A 15864-nucleotide genomic window follows, 5' to 3' on the forward strand; every position below is an offset into this window, starting at 1 on the left:
GGTGGAGCGGCGACTGAACGCCTCGGCGTCTCAGCGTTCGTACAAGATCACGTTGTGGTAGCGCGCCTCGGAACTGCCCGTGTTCTCGTAGACATGCGGGCGATCGGCCGGAAACGAGACGCTGTCGCCGGCGAGGAGGTCATGCACCTCCTCGTCGACGCGCAAGCGCAGCGAGCCGCTCAAGACGACCAGGAACTCGTGCGTACCCGGAGCGTGCGCTTCGGATGTGTGCGACGCGCGAGCGGCAAGGCGAAGCTCGTAGAGCTCGACGAGCGGTGACGCACCGGCCGGCGTGAGGGGGCGGCTTTCGAGCTTGCCGTCCAGGGAGCGAAGGACCTGGGCATCGCCGCGACGAAGCACGCTCGTTCCGCTCTTGGCCTCGCCGATCAGATCCGCGAACGGCACGCCGAGCCCCACGGCGATCTTCCACAGGAGGCCGACCGTGGGGTTCGTCTTCACGGTCTCGACCTGGGAGAGCGCAGCGCGGCTCACGCCGGAGGCCTTGCCGAGATCATCGAGGGACATCCCCCTCGCCTTGCGCTTGCGACGCAGGTTCTCGGCGACGCGTCGTGCGAGCTCTGCGGCGCCGAGATCGTCGCCGAGGGATTCGGACGCGCGGCTTGGCGCGGACGCCAACTCGGGGTCGGACGCCGGTGCGCGCGAAGCGCGCGATGTCGAAGCGCGGCGGCTTGACGATACCGCGCTCGATACCGGTGACGACGCGGGTGACGATGACGATGAAGATGCCTTACGAGCCGCCAACGAAACCTCCTCGGAACCTGCCCGAACGTACCACGAGAGCGTCTAGCTCGTGGCAATGCGGGCGAGCGGGGCCGACGTGAGCCAGACCTCGAAGTCGGCGAGCGCCCGTTCGGCCATGGCCTGGTAGCGATCGCGCTTCTTGAGGCGGCGGTTCGGCGGCGGCGGCATGCAGGCCCACGTGATATTCGAGGGCTGGAACCGGTCCGAGGCCCTCATGAGGTGCGTGCGGATCCCGCCGAGGGCGGTCGACTCGGGCGGCGGCGAGATGGCCTCACCGCGCAGCGCCTGAGCAAGCAGAATGGCGCAAATCAGGCCGCCGGCGCAGCTCTCGACGTAGCCTTCGACGCCCGTTACCTGGCCGGCCAGAAACACGTTGGGACGGGTCTTCAGCTGCATCCGCTCGTCGAGGAGCTTCGGCGAGTCGATGAACGTATTGCGATGCACGCTGCCGAAACGCAGGATTTCCGCCTCTTCGAGGCCCGGAATCATCTTGAAGACGCGCGCCTGGTCGCCCCAGGTCATGCGTGACTGGAAGCCGACGAGGTTGTAGGCGGTCTGAGCCTTGTCCTCGGCGCGGAGCTGCACGACGGCGTAGGGGCGGCGGCCCGTACGCGGATCGGTGAGTCCGACCGGTTTCATGGGGCCGAAGGCCAGGGTCATCTCACCACGCCCGGCCATGACTTCGACCGGCAAGCAGCCTTCGAAGTAACGCACGTCTTCGAACGAGCGCGGCTCGACCTTCTGCGCGGAAACGAGGGCTTCGACGAACGCTTTGTAGCCAGCCTCGTCGAAGGGGCAGTTGACGTAGGCCTCGTCGCCGAGGGCCTCGGCGTCGCGGAGCGGCTCGGTTCCGTCGGACGCATCGTTGCCGTCGACCGGCGCGCCCTTCCCCCAGCGCGACTGGCGGAAGACCTTCTCCCAGTTGATCGAGTCCGCCGCGACGATCGGCGCGATGGCGTCGTAGTACGCGAGGTGCTCGGCGCCGACCGCGCGCGCGATGTCGGCCGCGAGGGCGTCGCCGGTCAGCGGGCCGGTCGCGATGATGACGGGGTTCTCGGCCGAGGCGTCGGGGATGCGCTCGACGATCTCGTGGCGGACCTTGATCCTCGGATGCGCGTGGATGCGCGCCGTGACCGTCTCGGCAAAGACGTCGCGATCGACCGCGAGCGCACCACCGGCCGGCACCTTGGCAATCTCGGCCGCCTGCATGACGAGCGATCCGCAGCGGCGGAGCTCTTCCTTCAAGAGGCCGACGGCGTTGACGAGCGCGGCGCCGCGCATCGAGTTCGAACACACCAGCTCGCAGAGCTTGTCCGTGTTCTGGGCCGGCGTGCGCGCGTGGGGCTTCTGCTCGATGAGCTCGACGTCGATCCCACGCTCCGCGAGCTGAAACGAAGCCTCACACCCCGCCAGGCCCCCACCAACGACCGTCACCTTCATGCGCCGAATCCTGCTCGCCCAGGCTCGGCCGCAAAAGCACGGCTCGGGAGGCCCAGGAAGACCTCCCTTAAAGTCGCCTCCCCCCAAGAGAGCAAGCGGCCTGACGCCTAAACTCGATCGACGCCCACCACGCCCTGGACCTTCTGGAGCGCTTTCATCACGCTCTTCAGCTGGTTCAGGTCCTGGCAGACGAAGGTGAAGACGTTGACCGCCTTGCCGTCGTCGCCCGCTCGGCAGTTCGCCTCGCTGATGTTGATGCCCATCTGGCTGAAGGTGTGGCCAACGGTGGCGAGGATGCCCGGGCGGTTCGCGGTGGTGACGCGAAGCTGCACGGCGCGGTTGATTTTCGCCTTGGAATCCCAGGTGATCTCGACGCGGCGCTCGGGATCGGTGTCGAATGCCTTGGGGCAGCCGCGACGGTGGATGGTGACGCCGCGACCGCGGGTGATGAACCCGAGGATGTCGTCGCCCGGGAGCGGGTTGCAGCACTTGGCGTAGCGGACGAGGACGTCGTCGATGCCGTTGAGGCGGATGCCGCCGTCGTCGCCCTTCATCTTGCGGACGAAGCCCGCGATGCGCCCCTCGCGAAGCTGCTCGGGCGGGATGCTCTTCGCGCCGTCGACCGAGGGAGGCGCGACGATCTCGATGACGTCCTTGGGATCGATCTTGCCGTAGCCGACGCCGATGAAGAGCTCGTCGACGTTGCCGACGCTGACCGACTCGAGAACCTTGCGGAGCTCGTTGTCGTTCTTCAGCAGCTTGGTGAGCGAGATACTTCCGCGGGTGAATTCGCGCTCGACGAGCTCGCGCCCGAGCTTGAGCGACTTCTCGCGTTGCTCCTGGCGCAGGAAATTGCGGATCTTCGCGCGAGCACGCGTGGTGACGACGAAGTCGAGCCAGTCCTTGCTGGGCTGCTGGTTCGGGCTCGTGACGACTTCGAGGACGTCGCCGTTGCGAAGCTTGTAGCGAAGCGGCTCGAGCTTGCCGTTCACGCGCGCGCCCGTGATGTGCTCACCGAGCTGCGAGTGGATGCCGAACGCGAAGTCGACCGGGGTGGCGCCGCGGGGAAACACGCGGACCTCGCCCTTGGGGGTGAAGACGTAGACCTCGTCCTGGAAGAGGTCGACCTTCACGCCCTCGAGGAATTCGGCCGGATCCTTGAGATCCTTCTGCCACTCCATCAGCTGGCGGAGCCAACCGAAGCGCTGCGCGTCGCTGTCGGCGACGCCGCCGCCGTGCCGCTCCTTGTACTTCCAGTGAGCGGCAATACCGCGCTCGGCCACGCGATGCATCTCGTGGGTGCGGATCTGGATTTCGATGCGCTCGCGGCCCGGGCCGATGACCGTCGTGTGGAGCGACTGGTACATGTTCGGCTTGGGCAGCGCGATGTAGTCCTTGAAGCGCCCCGGCACCGGCGTCCACTTCGAATGAATGACGCCGAGCGCCGCGTAGCAGTCGCTCACGCTCTCCACGAGCACGCGGAAGGCGATGATGTCGTGGATCTGCTCGATGGTGCTGTCGTTCGCCTTCATCTTGCGCCACACCGAGTAGAGGTGCTTGGCGCGGCCGGTGACTTCGGCGGCGAAGCCCTGTTCGGCGAGGCGGCTGGCGAGCGTCTTCGAGACTTCGAAGATGTAGCGGTCGCGCTGATTCTTCGTGTGCGCGACGGCGTTCTTGACCTCTTGGTACGCGTCCGGCTCGAGCCAGCGGAATGAGAGGTCTTCGAGCTCGCTCTTGAACGCCTGGATACCGAGGCGGTTGGCGAGCGGCGCGTAGATCTCCAGGGTCTCGCGCGCGATGCGCTCCTGCGATTCGGGCTTCATGTGCTCGAGCGTTCGCATGTTGTCCACGCGGTCGCAGAGCTTGATGAGCAAGACGCGGATGTCCCGCGCCATGGCGACGACCATCTTGCGGAAGTTCTCCGCCTGACGGTCTTCCTTGGAGGTGAAGTTGATCTTGCCGAGCTTCGTCACCCCATCGACGAGGGAGGCGATTTCACCGCCGAATTCCCGCTCGATGTCCTTCGTCGTCGCGAGGGTGTCCTCGACGACGTCGTGAAGCAAACCCGCGCAGACACTTGCTGTGTCGAGGCGGAGCTCGGTGATGATGCCTGCGACGGACGCCGGATGGATGAAGTAGGGATCGCCCGACTTCCGCTTCTGACCGGTGTGCGCCTTCGAGCTGTAGTCGTAGGCGCGCTTGATCAGGTCCGCGTCGGCAGCCGGCTGATACGCCCGAACGCGGTCGATGATGTCCAAGACCTGAAGCATTTGTGGGTCGGATTTCCGGGGAAAACCGGTGTTTTCAACGTAACACCCCCGTTTTGCCGCGGCAACGGAGTGACGAAACAGTTCGGGTTCTTGCCTTTGGACGAGTTTATCCGGACGCCCCCGGCCTCCGTTTCGCGCCGGCTGAGCTCGACCATCGAGCTCGATGGCGCCTCCTCTCCTCCTTAATAGGCACGTCTCGGCTCCTGGGTTTCGCGTCTCCTGCCGTCGGGCTCATTTCCTGGGGGCCTATTTCTTGGGCCTATTTCTTGGGCAGGTCGTCGAGCGACGGTCGCGTCGAGCTTGCGCCGAGTTCGCGTTGGGCCGCGCGGCGTGGTAGCTGCCGCGCGTTGGCCTCGATCTACGTCCACTTCCCCTGGTGCCTCGCCAAATGCCCGTACTGCGATTTCGTCAGTTACGCGGCCGATCGCGAGGACATCGACCACTCCGGCTACGCCGACGCCATCCTGCGTGAGGCCACGGCGCGTGCGCGTTGGCTCGAGCGGCGCGGCCGGTCGACCGTCATCGAGAGCATTTTCTTCGGCGGAGGAACGCCGAGCCTCTGGGAGCCTCGTGAGCTCGGGCGCGTGCTCGGAAAGCTGCGCGAGATCTTTCCGGTGACGAAGGACGCCGAGATCACGGTCGAGTGCAATCCGACGTCGCTCGACCGTGATCGCGCCGCGGCGCTTCTCTCAGCGGGTGTCGGCCGCCTGTCCATCGGCACGCAGTCGCTTCGGGCCGAGCAGCTTCGCTTCCTCGGGCGCCTGCACGATCCGGACGGCGCACGGAGGGCCATCGAAGGGGCGCTCGAAGCCGGTGTGCCGCGTGTGTCGACCGATCTGATCTTCGGCCTCCCGGATCAGAGCGCGGAGGACGCGCGCGCCCAGGCCGAGGCGCTCGCATCGACCGGCCTCAAGCATCTCTCCTGCTACCAGCTGACCATCGAGCCCGGCACCCAGTTCGGCGAGCGGCGCAAGCGCGGGCTCTTGCCCATGGCAGACGACGGCATCGTGGCCGACGCCTTTCTCGCCATCGACGAAGTGCTCGAGTCGCGCGGCCTCCGCCACTACGAGATCTCGAATTACGCGGTGCCGGGTGAAGAGGCACGGCACAACCTCGCCTACTGGCGCGGGGCCGAGTACGTGGGCCTCGGCGTCGCCGCGTTCGGTTTCGTTCGAACCGACGACGGCTCCAAGGCCGCCGCGGGCGTTCGCTATCGCAACGCCGTAGAGCCACGCCGCTACGTGGAGCGCACCAAAACGCTTCGCGACGACGTGCTCGGCGAAGACGACGGCCTCACGATGTTCGCCGAGTCGCTCGACGCCGAAGCTCTGCTCCGCGAGCGGATCATGCTCGGTCTGCGCATCGCCGAAGGAATCGACCTCGCGAAGTCCGGCGCCGAGCTCGGCATCGATCCTTTCACTGGCGCGCGGGAAAAAACGATCGCGTCGCTCATGTCGCGGGGACGACTCGAACGTGATGGCAACCTGCTTCGCATCCCGCGAAACGCGTGGCTCTTCACCGACGACATCGCCTCGCGGCTCTTCTGAGCTCGAGAAGCGTCGCCTCGCGCGCGGCTCTCCAATCGCGCCAAGGTGCCGAGAGGTCTGACACCGGCCATCCTCCCTGTGGGTGATGGATCCGGCGCGCCGGATCTTCCAATGTGGTGTCGATGCACGTGTCGCTTCGGCTCGCGTTCGGGTTGTCGGAGGAGTTCTGGGGGATCGAAGTCCGGGACAGCACGACGACCGTCCGCTTTGGCCGAATCGGTTCCCCCGGTCAGACGGTGACGAGCAGCCACGCGAACGAGACCGAGGCCAGAACCAGCGCCGAGCGGCTCATCGCCGAGAAGCGGAAGCGTGGCTACGTGGATGCTCCTCGCATGGCCGGCCCCCGTCGGCGCCCCGCGTTCGGCACCGGACCCATCGCGCTCTTCCCCGCGCGGATCGTCGAAAGCGAGCGCCGCGCCGACGAGGAACGGCGGAGACGCGCCGAGGAGAACAGCGGCGAGTTGGCGACCGCCGGAGCCGATGCGCGCCTCCGGCACATCACGGTGCACGAACGCGTTCCGCTTCCCGAGAATCGCTTCCGATCGGTCGTCTCGGCGTCCGGTGCCCTGGGCGTCCCCGAGAACATCGGGGTCCTGGGCGCGACGTTGACCACGCTCTCGCTTCACGCCCCCTCGAGCTTCCCCGAGAGCCTCGGCCGGCTCGGCAAGCTCTCGCGCCTCTCGATCCGCGGCCCCTCGCACGAGATGCTCGTCGTCCCCGACGTCATCGCCCGTCTCACGTCACTCGAACGCCTGGAGATCGCCGGCTACGACCGTGCCGCGATGCCCGCCGCCCTCGATCGAGCCGCGCGGCTCTCGAGCATCGACTTCGAACGAACGTCGCTGGCTTCCGGCAAGGACCTCACGGCCGTCGCGCAGGCCCCCGCGCTCGTCGAGCTCCGCTGCACGCCCCACGGGCAAGACGTCTCGGCGCTGGTCTCGGCGCCGAAGCTGAGGCGCCTCTCCCTCGGACGGGTCGGCACCGATCCGCGACTCCCTCGCGGACTAGGGAAGCTCGAGCAGCTCGAGGTCCTCAGTCTCGAGCATGCCGTCGACGGCGCTGCCCTCGTCGCGTGCGCGAGCTCGCTACCATCGCTTCGCTCCCTGCAGTTCCAGAGCGACGGCGACCTCCCCGACACCTTCGATTCGCTTCGCTCGATCGAGAGCCTCGGTGTCGGCACCGAGACGGCGGAGCTGCCGAAGTCGCTACGCGATCTGCGCAACGTGGAGCGCTTTTCGTTCCATGGGCCGCTCGCCGCGATCGGTCCATGGCTCGCCGCGTGGGAGCGCCTCACCGAACTTCGCCTCGAAGGGCCGGCGAAGCGTCCGCCACGCACGGTGCTTCCTGCTGCGGTCTTCACACTCGCACGATGCAAGCGGCTGACGATCGCCCGGCATCGCCTCGCCCCCCTCGACGACATGCTCGGGGCATGGCGATGGCTCGAGTCACTCACCCTCGACACGCTCGCTCTCGAGAGCTTCTCCCCTTCCCTCGCCGAGCTCGGGCTGCGCGAGCTCCGTCTCCTCGGCATGAAGGCCGCGGGAACGAAGACCGCGCTTCGCATGTGGGGTCGCATGCAAGCCCTCGAAACGCTCGTGATCGGCGCGCCCGTCGCACCGGAGGTCAGCGAGCTACGCGGGTTCGAATCGCTCGGCTCACTGACACTCGATTTGTCGCGACTCAAGCTCGGCTACGAGCTCGCCTCGGTCATGGCTTCGATCGCGAAGCTCCCGAAGCTTCGTCATCTCACGCTCACGATGCCTGATCACGCGGGGATCAGCGGTGAGCTCGCCTCGCTCCACGGGCTCGAGACGCTGTCGCTCACCAACTTCGATCCCTACAAGACACACGTACTGAGGCGCATCCTCTGCAACGTCGCCGTCCGCTGAGCGAGACTCACGCCACCGGACGCGGAAGGCTCGTGACGATCTCGCGCCACGTCGGGTTCTCGGTTTCGCCGGTGTGGCGCTTGCCGACGACGTGGACGAGCTGCTCGCCGTCCTCCGTGTAGAGCTCGAGCGAGGTGACGTCACCGTCGGCCGTGGGCTTGCGCACCACCCAGGCACTCGCCACGCCACTCGTGCGAACGTGGAGATCGAAGCCCGGGTCGAGCACGTTGACCCAGTCCCCCATGGGCGCAACCTTGTGAATCGCTCCGGAGTGGATCTGGATGACTCCACGATTGCCCACGAACACCATGATGGGCAGGTCCTTGCCGGCCACCGCGCGGAGCACGTCTTCCAGGCTCGTGCGCGACGTCGGCCGCGAGAGATCGTCGCCGACGAGGCGAAGCGCCTGCGTGCGCGCGACTCCGAACTTGCGAAGCAGCCCGAAGAACTCGTGCGTATCGGTCATCTCGAGCCATGCCTTGCGGAGGCCCGCGACGTCGACTTCCGCATCCGGCTTCGCAGGCGGCGACAGCTCCTCTGCCTCGATCACCGGCGGCGAGACCACATCGGCCGGCGTGTACTCGCGAACGAGCGTATCGAACGCCTGACGATCCGTCTCCGGCCGGAGAAAGAGCTTGTGGACGGCGCGGCCCGAGGCGTCGAAGAACGCCAAGCCCTGCGAGGTGCCGCGGCGCGTCTCTTCACGGAAGGCAAAGCCGTAGCGCCAGCGATTCACGAAGATTCGGAGATCGATCGAGCTGACGCTCTGGCCCATCATGCCGAAGAACTCGACGTTGTCGTAGGTGCCTTCGCACTCGATCACCGCATCGGGACTGCGCGTGACGGCCTTGACCTTGCCGAGCTGCGGCAGCTTTTTGAGCAGCTCCGTCCAATCCGCGACGAGGCGCGTCGAGGATACGTCACCCGCGGTCTTTCCGATCGCTGATGCGTAGAGCTCGCACTCGCTCACGCCAAGTCGATTCGAGAGCTCGAGACCGCGCAGGCCCTTCTCGCTCGCGCGAAGAGCCATCCATTTTTCGTAGAGATTCACGTCCGTCGACATCAGAGTCCTCCGTCGATCACACACGCAGTAGCGGTTCGCCGCGTCGTCGGACCGATCGGAACGACGAGCGGACACGTGAGCTCGGGATGGGGCACGACGAGCGCTCGCACGTCGAAGACCTCCTCGAGCAGAGATGGTTCGAGAACACGCGACGGGGGCCCGTCGGCGCGAAGAACTCCGCGCGACAGAACGGCGACGCGGTCGGCATACTGGGCGGCGAGATTCAGGTCGTGGAGCACGCATACGACCGCGCAGCCCTCGCCAGCCATGCGGCGCGCCTGCTCGAGCGTGGCATGCTGATGCGCAACGTCGAGGCTCGACGTCGGCTCGTCGAGAAACAACGCTCGCGGCTCGCCATTCTCCCAGATCTGGGCGATGACACGTGCCGTCTGCACGCGCTGCCGTTCACCACCGGAGAGCGTAGGAAACGAGCGCTCGGCGAGAGCCAACGTGTCGGTCAGCGACATGGCGAGACGCGCGATGGTCCGATCGCGAAGCGTCTCACCCGCGCCTTCGTGCGGAGTCCGACCGAGGAGCACCACGTCGTACGCCGAGAGCGGGAACGCCACACTGCTGTCTTGCGGGAGCACCGCACGCAAGCGCGCTCGCCGGCGTGGCGCGAGCGATCCGATGGGCTCCCCAGCGAGCAGCACCTGGCCCGAGGACGGCTCGAGCTCCCCCGACAGGATCTTGAGCAACGTCGACTTGCCGGCACCGTTCGGCCCGACGAGCGCGAGCACCGTGCCCGCCTCCACCTGTAGATCGACGCGCTCGAGAAGAACCTTCGAGCCGATACGCCGGCTCACTCCGATGGCTTCGATCATGCGGTCCTCGTGCGCTTTTCACGGAGCAGAAGCGCCAGGAAAAAGGGCGTTCCAATCGCCGCGGTGACGATGCCGAGCGGCAGCTCCGCGGGCGCGACCACCGTTCGGGCGAAGGCGTCGGCGAGGAGTAGGAGGCTCGCACCGCAAAGGCCGGCGGCGACGATCAGCGTTCGATGGCTGGGCCCGAGCGCGAGCCGAAGCAGGTGTGGAACCACGAGGCCCACGAACCCGAGAATGCCCGAGACAGCCACCGACGCTCCCACGGCGAGCGCCACGATCGCGAACACGACACGTTTGACGCGCTCGACGGAGAAGCCGAGATGCCCCGCTTCGGCTTCTCCGAGAACGATGGCATCGAGCGATCGAGCGAACCTGGGCAAGGCAACGAGCGCGATCACGAGAAACGGGCCCGCACTCCAAACGGCGCCCCACGTTGCTCCGCCCAGGCTTCCGAGATTCCAAAACGTGATGTTGCGGAGCTGGGCGTCGGTCGCCGTATAGACGAGCAGGCCCATCGTGGCCTGGCAGAGGGCGTTGATCGCGATACCGGCGAGCAGCAGCATGGAAACCGCGGTCCGGAAGCCGTCGCGCGCGATCCGCTGGACCACCACCATGGAAGCCATCGCCCCGACGAACGCGATGGTGGGCAGCAGGTACGGGGCGAGCCATGCAGGCAGCGCACTCGCGATGCTCGCCCCGAGGACGATGGCCGACACCGCCCCGAGCGCCGCGCCGCTCGAGATGCCGAGCAGCGCCGGATCGGCGAGCGCGTTGCGAAAGAGGCCCTGCAGCGCGGCCCCCGACATCGCGAGGGCCGCGCCGACGAGCACCCCGAGGACGAGCCGCGGCGCGCGGATGCCGAAGAGCACCGAGGCCGTGGTCGCGTCGACGTCGGCCGAAAGTCCGACCTTGGCGAAGACCGCGCGAAACACGTCGGACACCGGAATGGGAACGCCTCCTATCGTCGCCGACCATGCCAGCGTGACGAGGAACAGCACGAGCAATCCCCCGAGGACGCCCCGACGTCTCCGCGCGTCGATCACGGGTTTCCGAGCTCCGGATGGATCTTCGAGGTGAGCTCGAGAAGCGCCTTGCCGGTGCGCGGACCGAATCCCAAAAGGAGCAGGTCGTCCATCGCCACGAAGCGCGAGGCGCGCCCCGCCGGCGTATCGCTCATGCCCGGCAACTTCGCGAGCCCCTCGAGTCCGCCGAGGCTCTCGAGCCCTCGCGAAGGTACGAGCACCACGTCGGGCGCGGCGCTCACGAGCGACTCGGCGGTCATCGGCTTCGCGCCGTCGAATGCATTGCCGGCGTTGTCTCCGCCGGCAAGCTCCACCATCACCTCACCCGGCGTTCCCTTGCCGAGCACGTGGAGTACGTTCGCACCGCGCGCGTAGACGGCGAGAACCTTCGGCTTGCTCTTCGCCGCTCGAGCGGCGCTCTTCGCACGCGCGAGGTCGGCATCGAGCTCGCTGACGAGCGCGGTTCCGTCGCGGCCCACGAGCTTGGCGATCGAGAGGATGCGCGAGCGCGCGACTTCGATCGTCGGATCGGCGGGCAAGATCTCCACGCGCACGTTGGCCGCTCGCAGTTGCTCGATCACCGCAGGCGGGCCGGCGTCGGCGGTGGCGATCACGAGCGTCGGACGGAGCGAGAGAATGCCCTCCGCCGCGAGCGTTCGCTGGTAGCCCACGTGCGGAAGCTTCCAGGCCGCCTCGGGATAGACACTCGAGGTGTCGATCCCGAAGACGTCGCTTCCTGCTCCGAGCGCGAACAGAACCTCGGTGACCGCGCCCCCGACCGAGACGATGCGCATTGCGCCCGCGTCGCTCGGCTTTGCCTCGGGCGCCCCCGATGCCTGCGAACGACCGCAAGCACCGAGAAACGCGAGCAACACGAAGAACAAGACGCCGCGAACGACGGCATATCGAACCGCAGTCGTCATCGAATCACAGCGCTCCGACCTTGATCACGTAGCGGCCGCCGGACATGCCGACGCCGCCGTCAGGTGTCGCGTAATACGTGACGATCGCGATCTTGTAGAGCTTGCCTGCCCCGCCCTTCACGAGCCACGTGCCGGCCGCGGGCGTGAGCGTATTGTCCGCCGTGTTGTAGTCGTACCAGCCGTCGAACGTCGTCTTCACCGCGCCGGTCTGATCGGTCTGCGGGTTGCAGTCGGCGTCGAAGAAGATCTCCTTGGCGAACGTAGCGGAGGAGGCGTCGGCCGCCGTGACCGCGTCGAACTCCTTGTCCACGAGACGAACCGCACCGCCCTGCCCCGAGCCGCCATGACCACCGTTGGTGAAGAGGATCGGTCGCTTGATCGCGAGATCCCACGCCGTCGACGTCGATGCGGTCTTGTCCGTGACGTCGACGCGCGCGAGCGAATCGAGGTTCAAGTACAGACGCGGGTTCGTGGCCTGCCCGGCCGTGCCGCCCGCCGCGGCGTCGACGAAGATCGTCTTCACGCCTGTTTCGTCGGAGAGAACCGTGACCGCCCCGGTCGACACGGAATCGACCGGCTTGAGTAGCTGCTCGGCCGCCGCCGTGCACACCGGCCCCGACGCGTCAGGCATGTGGCTGGCATCCTCGGTCGCCGCATCTTTCTGGGGCTCCGCGACCGACGAGTCTTGAGGATTGGCCGACGCGTCGGGCCCCGTCTGCGGCTGAGTCGCGACGTCGTTCTGGCCTGACTCGTCGTCACTGGAGCTGCACGCGACGAAGGCGGGAATCGTGACGAGAGACGCGAAAAACCACAATCCAAGCTTGGACGACATGATCAACCTTTCACCGGCTTGATGCGCATCACGACGGTGCCGGGAGACGTCGTCGTGGGGTTCTCGAAGGCTCGGAAACCGAGCACGTATTTCTGTTTGCCGCTGGCATCGACGGCGAGCCATGTGCCGGCAGCGGGGACGAGCGGCGACTTGGTCGCGTCGATCCACGCTTCGCCGAAGCCACTGACGATCCGGTCACCGCGAAACGTCTTGCCCTCGAACGAGGCTCCATTGACGGCGTCGAAGCGCGCCGTTTCGCTATCGGCGGTCTTCGTCTTCATCGCCTCCACCGTCTCGTGCGCGGTGTCGGCGGCCTGGAGATCGACGGCGAGCACACCGCGCGGGCCGGCCTTTTCTCCGTCGACCGAAATGCTCGCGCGACGGAAGCAGAGCGACCACGCGCTCGACGTTGCGGCCTCGGCGGGCGTGAGTAGCGTGCGTGCGCCATTCACGAGATCGAGGCATTCGCTCGTCGCGCCCGCGGGTGCCGAAGTTCCACCGGCCGTTCCGTCGAGGTCGGAGAGCGCCTTCGTCTCGCCGCTCGCTGCGCCGAGCTCGGCATAGCGAATCGCGTAGATACCGCTGACCGGTGCGCCTTCGCGTTCACCGTAGTAGCCGAGCACTTGCACCTTGAAGAGGTGGTCGCCGTCTTTGACTCCGTAGACGTGGTAGCGGCTCCACAGCGCGTGCGCCGTGCCGTCGTAGGCGTACCAATCGAGGAACGCCCCGCCGGCTTTGTCGGCGGCGATGAACGGCACCGTGGGCGCGGTCTCCGAGACGAACGTGATCGCGTCGAGAGGGCCGAACGATCCGCCCGCGCCGTTTCCCGAAGGGCCGCTGTTCGTGAAGACGTCGAGGCCGTCGAACGCCAGATCCCAGTTCGACTGCGCGAGCGGGTCACCGGCAACGTCGACAACGGAGGCCGACGCGAGATTGACGTACACACGCCCCGAAGCCGGAACGGTCACGCGGAGCTCGGTGCCGCTCGCGAACGTTTCGTCCGTATTTCCGGCATCCTTCGTTGCGCCGCCTTCGGTCGGGAGCGTCGTCCCGTCGTGCGACGAAGAGCCGGCGCTGTCGCTGCAGGCGGCCGCGGCGATGGAAGCGATGAGAGCGAGCGAGAACCAACGCATCACTTGTCCTCCCAGGGGAACGAGGCACGCAGACCGACGTAGAAAACGCGTCCGAACGGGGGCCGCTGATCGCCCACGCGACCGGGCTCCTGATGGACGTCGAGCAGGTTGAGCACGCCGACGAACGCCTCCGACTCGGGCCACATGGGCCGCGAGAGGCGTACGTCGAGCGTCGTGTAGCCGGGCGAGCGCGTCGTCTCGTCGACGAACGCGTCACTCGCCACGCGGACGCGACCGTAGGACTCGAGCTCCCAGAATAGCTTCGTGCGAAGCGACGCGGTGAGCGTGTGCGGCGGGCGCCCTCCAAGCGGCCGGTCGTTCACGTCGTCACGCGTGTAGAGGTACGCGTAGCTGGCTTCGGCGCGCAGGCGATCGGAGATGCGGTACGCCGCGTCGACCTCGGCGCCCATCGTGCGGGCCGTGCCGAAGTTCGTATACGTGTACGAAGCAATGCCGCCCGACGAGGTTCCGTTCGCGAGATCGACGTCGATGAGATCTTCGACCCAATTGGCGAAGCCGCTGGCACGGAGGGTGACGCGTTCGTCCGCCTGCCACGTCACGTCGCCGTTCACGCCCCACGACGTCTCGGGCTTCAGCTCGGGGTTTCCGTCGACGCGATAGCCGTAGATCGAGTGGTCGAAGACGAACCCGAGCTCCTTGGCGCTCGGTGCGCGGAAGCCTCGCCCGGCCGAGGCGCGAAACTGCCATGCCGACGTCGGCCTGTAGGCCATCGAGAGACGCGGAGTGACCGCGGTCCCGTAGCGCGTGTGGAGCTCGCCGCGCGCTCCGGCGAGCAGCGTGACGGTGTCGACGAGCTTCCACTGGAGCTGCCCGTAGGCCGCGCCGCTTCCGAGCGTCTGCGGCGCCACCTCGGGCGCGGTGCTCGTCACGAGACCGCCCGAGCTGCTCTCGGTCTTGGTGAGCTCCTGCGAAAAGTGCTCGGCCTCGAAACGCGTGCCCAGGACCCAGGTGCGCGGTCCGTCGGCGAGCGTGAGCACACCTTCGGCGCTCTGCATACGGTGATGGCGCTCACGCACTTCGTCGAGCGGCGAATCGCGCCGATCGTTGGCCGTTCGGCCCTCGACCCACTGGCGTCCGAGCGTGAGGCGGAGGCTCGAGGCCCGCCCGAGCTTCACCGTCTCGATGAGGTGGAGCGTGTAACGATTCGTCTGCTCGGGCAGATCCGTGATGAAACGACCGAGGCCGGGCGTGACGCTCGACTCGATGCCGTCGACCTGGTCGCGGAGCCATCGACCGCGGATCCGCACGTCGATGCGGTCCGAAAGGCGCGTGCCGGCGCGGACGCCCACCATGCTGCGCGCGCTCTCGGGGATGCGCAGGTCCGGAAGGTCTTCGGAGCGCCGAATGCCGTCCTGGCGCGTGTAGTTCAGGTCGAGGGCGACCCACGTTCCGTCGCGTCGATACGCGCCGTTGCCTTGCAAGACGAGCCCGCGGTAGCTGCGCCCCTCCAGGCGCACGCGTCCACTCGGCCCCTCGAGGCGAGGCAGCGCGGTGACGATGTTCACGACGCCGCCGATCGCGCTCGAGCCGTAGAGCGAGCTCGTGGGACCGGTGACGATCTCGATGCGATCGATGTCGCCCGTCGGAATGTTCGCGAGGTCGATCGCGCCGCCCACGTCACCGACGACGCGTTCGCCGTCTTCGAGCACGAGCACACGGTCGCGATCGAAGCCCTGGATCTGGATGGCGCTGACGTTGCCGAGCGTGCCGTAGGCCCCCGGGTTGACCTGCACGCCGGGTTGCGACGAGAGAGCCTCACCGACGTTCGTGGCGCCGCGGCGATCGGCCTCTTCGTGCGTGACGACGTCCGTTTTCACCGTCGCCCACTGCGAGCGCTCCGCGGTCCGCGTACCCGTCACGACGACCGTGTCGGTCGCCTCCGTCCGGCCATGCTCCGACGAGGCCGCCTGCGCGAGCGCGCGGCGAGCGGGCAAAAATGGGCCGAAACACGCGATTGCCAGCATCCAGAGCCTCCGTCTCCTCACGGCACTTCGAAATTGAAAATCATTTTCATTTTCAACACACAGCTAGAACGACCGGCGACTGGCCGTCAAGCGAGAGGTCGCGGCGTGGGGAGCGACCGGTCGTGGCGCCCTGGAAATCACGAGGCGCATCGCGTGCATTCGGCGTGGTAGAGG

12 protein-coding genes are annotated in these 15864 nt (G+C 67.2%); 2 read left to right on the forward strand and 10 right to left on the reverse strand.

The window, feature by feature from the left end; genetic code table 11:
- Positions 1 to 30: 30 nt before the first annotated feature.
- The 3 genes from AKJ09_RS43045 to AKJ09_RS43055 form a co-directional block, all read right to left on the reverse strand.
- Positions 31 to 762, reverse strand: coding sequence for a helix-turn-helix domain-containing protein (locus AKJ09_RS43045; RefSeq protein ID WP_338035042.1), 732 nt, complete (start codon positions 760 to 762; stop codon positions 31 to 33).
- 42 nt (positions 763 to 804) lie between these two features.
- Positions 805 to 2202, reverse strand: coding sequence for a methylenetetrahydrofolate--tRNA-(uracil(54)-C(5))-methyltransferase (FADH(2)-oxidizing) TrmFO (gene trmFO / locus AKJ09_RS43050; protein ID WP_146653663.1), 1398 nt, complete (start codon positions 2200 to 2202; stop codon positions 805 to 807).
- 107 nt (positions 2203 to 2309) lie between these two features.
- A complete protein-coding gene (locus AKJ09_RS43055) occupies positions 2310 to 4472 on the reverse strand; it encodes a RelA/SpoT family protein (protein ID WP_146653664.1) in 2163 nt (720 codons plus the stop codon).
- 347 nt (positions 4473 to 4819) lie between these two features.
- Between AKJ09_RS43055 and hemW the strand changes: the two genes are divergently transcribed.
- Positions 4820 to 6019: a radical SAM family heme chaperone HemW gene (gene hemW, locus AKJ09_RS43060; RefSeq protein WP_146653665.1), complete on the forward strand. Its 1200-nt coding sequence runs from the start codon at positions 4820 to 4822 to the stop codon at positions 6017 to 6019.
- 122 nt (positions 6020 to 6141) lie between these two features.
- Positions 6142 to 7908 carry a WGR domain-containing protein gene (locus AKJ09_RS43065; protein ID WP_146653666.1) on the forward strand — a complete coding sequence of 589 codons (1767 nt, stop codon included), beginning with the start codon at positions 6142 to 6144 and terminating at the stop codon, positions 7906 to 7908.
- 7 nt (positions 7909 to 7915) lie between these two features.
- Here the strand turns inward: AKJ09_RS43065 and AKJ09_RS43070 are convergent, their stop codons facing one another.
- From AKJ09_RS43070 to AKJ09_RS43095, 7 genes are read right to left on the reverse strand one after another with little or no spacing between them, the layout of a single operon-like run.
- Positions 7916 to 8971, reverse strand: coding sequence for a hemin-degrading factor (locus AKJ09_RS43070; RefSeq protein ID WP_146653667.1), 1056 nt, complete (start codon positions 8969 to 8971; stop codon positions 7916 to 7918).
- Complete coding sequence (locus AKJ09_RS43075) at positions 8971 to 9795, reverse strand: heme ABC transporter ATP-binding protein (RefSeq protein WP_146653668.1); 825 nt, start codon at positions 9793 to 9795, stop codon at positions 8971 to 8973. Before AKJ09_RS43075 ends, AKJ09_RS43070 begins: the two co-directional genes overlap by 1 nt.
- On the reverse strand, positions 9792 to 10838 hold the full coding sequence (locus tag AKJ09_RS43080; RefSeq protein WP_146653669.1) for a FecCD family ABC transporter permease: 1047 nt from the start codon (positions 10836 to 10838) through the stop codon (positions 9792 to 9794). Before AKJ09_RS43080 ends, AKJ09_RS43075 begins: the two co-directional genes overlap by 4 nt.
- Positions 10835 to 11740: a heme/hemin ABC transporter substrate-binding protein gene (locus AKJ09_RS43085; protein WP_146653670.1), complete on the reverse strand. Its 906-nt coding sequence runs from the start codon at positions 11738 to 11740 to the stop codon at positions 10835 to 10837. The genes AKJ09_RS43080 and AKJ09_RS43085 overlap by 4 nt, the downstream gene beginning before the upstream one ends.
- Positions 11741 to 11744: 4 nt before the next feature.
- The gene (locus tag AKJ09_RS43090) at positions 11745 to 12572 is read right to left on the reverse strand and encodes an HmuY family protein (protein WP_169928336.1); all 828 of its coding nucleotides are present in this window, start codon (positions 12570 to 12572) and stop codon (positions 11745 to 11747) included.
- A 2-nt stretch (positions 12573 to 12574) separates the two neighbouring features.
- The gene (locus AKJ09_RS53735) at positions 12575 to 13705 is read right to left on the reverse strand and encodes an HmuY family protein (protein ID WP_169928337.1); all 1131 of its coding nucleotides are present in this window, start codon (positions 13703 to 13705) and stop codon (positions 12575 to 12577) included.
- The gene (locus AKJ09_RS43095) at positions 13705 to 15690 is read right to left on the reverse strand and encodes a TonB-dependent receptor plug domain-containing protein (protein ID WP_146653672.1); all 1986 of its coding nucleotides are present in this window, start codon (positions 15688 to 15690) and stop codon (positions 13705 to 13707) included. The genes AKJ09_RS53735 and AKJ09_RS43095 overlap by 1 nt, the downstream gene beginning before the upstream one ends.
- Positions 15691 to 15864: the final 174 nt, after the last annotated feature.

The sequence above is a fragment of the Labilithrix luteola genome, from assembly GCF_001263205.1.
Lineage (GTDB): Bacteria > Myxococcota_A > Polyangia > Polyangiales > Polyangiaceae > Labilithrix > Labilithrix luteola.

What these genes read in the sequence shown, in the direction of transcription:
- trmFO (WP_146653663.1), bottom strand. Translation starts at nt 2,202, where the DNA reads ATGAAGGTGACGGTCGTTGGTGGGGGCCTGGCGGGGTGTGAGGCTTCG.
- AKJ09_RS43055 (WP_146653664.1), bottom strand. Translation starts at nt 4,472, where the DNA reads ATGCTTCAGGTCTTGGACATCATCGACCGCGTTCGGGCGTATCAGCCG.
- AKJ09_RS43065 (WP_146653666.1), top strand. Translation starts at nt 6,142, where the DNA reads ATGCACGTGTCGCTTCGGCTCGCGTTCGGGTTGTCGGAGGAGTTCTGG.
- AKJ09_RS43070 (WP_146653667.1), bottom strand. Translation starts at nt 8,971, where the DNA reads ATGTCGACGGACGTGAATCTCTACGAAAAATGGATGGCTCTTCGCGCG.
- AKJ09_RS43075 (WP_146653668.1), bottom strand. Translation starts at nt 9,795, where the DNA reads ATGATCGAAGCCATCGGAGTGAGCCGGCGTATCGGCTCGAAGGTTCTT.
- AKJ09_RS43085 (WP_146653670.1), bottom strand. Translation starts at nt 11,740, where the DNA reads ATGACGACTGCGGTTCGATATGCCGTCGTTCGCGGCGTCTTGTTCTTC.
- AKJ09_RS43090 (WP_169928336.1), bottom strand. Translation starts at nt 12,572, where the DNA reads ATGTCGTCCAAGCTTGGATTGTGGTTTTTCGCGTCTCTCGTCACGATT.
- AKJ09_RS53735 (WP_169928337.1), bottom strand. Translation starts at nt 13,705, where the DNA reads ATGCGTTGGTTCTCGCTCGCTCTCATCGCTTCCATCGCCGCGGCCGCC.
- AKJ09_RS43095 (WP_146653672.1), bottom strand. Translation starts at nt 15,690, where the DNA reads ATGCTGGCAATCGCGTGTTTCGGCCCATTTTTGCCCGCTCGCCGCGCG.